Annotated in this window: 1 protein-coding gene; it reads right to left on the bottom strand. The window is 73.7% G+C overall.

Translation table 11 applies throughout. From position 1 onward, the window contains the following. Positions 1-512 precede the first annotated feature (512 nt). Positions 513-878, bottom strand: coding sequence for a hypothetical protein (locus ACFVSW_RS28030; RefSeq protein ID WP_387319898.1), 366 nt, complete (start codon positions 876-878; stop codon positions 513-515). Between the last annotated feature and the right edge of the window lie 183 nt (positions 879-1061).

Raw genomic sequence — 1061 nt, 5'->3', positions numbered from 1 at the left:
ATCCAGAGAGACCTTAACCCGGAGTCCGGCACTGACACACCGACAGTCGGCTGGACGAGACCTTGAACCCCTGGGCCCGCCCTCGGCGGGCCGCGCGCCTGGTCGCTGTCGGCGGGAGGGCCGGTGTCCGTCTCGCCGTCCCGGTGCTCGTGCTGCGCCGGCTGTGCCGGGTCGTCGAGGTGCTGCTCGCCCGCTGCGCCGGGTCGTCGTCGTGGTTCTGGTGGTGCTCGCCGTGGTGGTGCTGCGCCGCCTGCCGCCTGCCTGTCCGGGCCGGGCCTGGGGCCGTCCGGGGCCGCTGTTCGGGGCCTGGCGGCCCCCTCTGGGTGGTTGTCAGCGTCTTTGGTGGCGGGGTGGCCGTTTGGTGATCTGTTCCATCATGGCGGCCCACTGCGGGTCGGTCTCGCGGATCCGCTGCCACCGCTGCTCGCGCAGCACCGGCCAGTACACCTCGGCACGGCGAAGGGCGGCCAGGCCTCTCGGGGGTGGTGCCGAAGGCCGGTGCGGCCCAGTGGTCAGCCCGTAGGGCGGGCCCCGAACACGTGGGCCACCCAGCGGTCCAGGCGCCGGCCGAAGTCCGCTGCGGAGGTGATGTCCGCGGCCGGCAGGGCTCCGCCGTCGTCACCGGACATGAAGTCCACATCGGCCCAGCCACCCCGGTACAGCACCACCTCCAGGGCCTGGTCCTCCCCGCGGGCGAGCGTGACTCCCACCGAGTCGGGATCGCCCACCCGCGCCCGGTTCGTCAAGAACTGCTGCGACCACGGGATCGCATGATCACGCCAGGTCAGTTCACCCACCGTCAGCCCGCCGACCCGCCACCCCGACATCCGAGTGGCCACCTCCACCGCCGCCTGGTCCAGGTCGACCACCCGCTCCATCGCCGCTCCCCTTTCCGCTGGACCAGAGCGTACGCGGGGTGTCGACGGGCCCGCGCGGAATCTGCCACCCCACCGCCCTCGACCTGCCCCCGCTCACCGACCCGACCCGCCCCACCGGACGCCACCGCCGCACCCACCCGTAGCCCCGGCAACCAGGAGACCGTCCACGCCTCGCCTCCGGGC

This window comes from Neobacillus sp. NPDC058068 (assembly GCF_042885335.1).
Taxonomy (GTDB): domain Bacteria; phylum Bacillota; class Bacilli; order Bacillales; family Cytobacillaceae; genus Neobacillus.
This window is presented reverse-complemented; position numbering and strand designations above follow the sequence as displayed.

Coding starts and splice junctions, on each gene's coding strand:
- ACFVSW_RS28030 (WP_387319898.1), bottom strand. CDS start 878: ATGGAGCGGGTGGTCGACCTGGACCAGGCGGCGGTGGAGGTGGCCACT.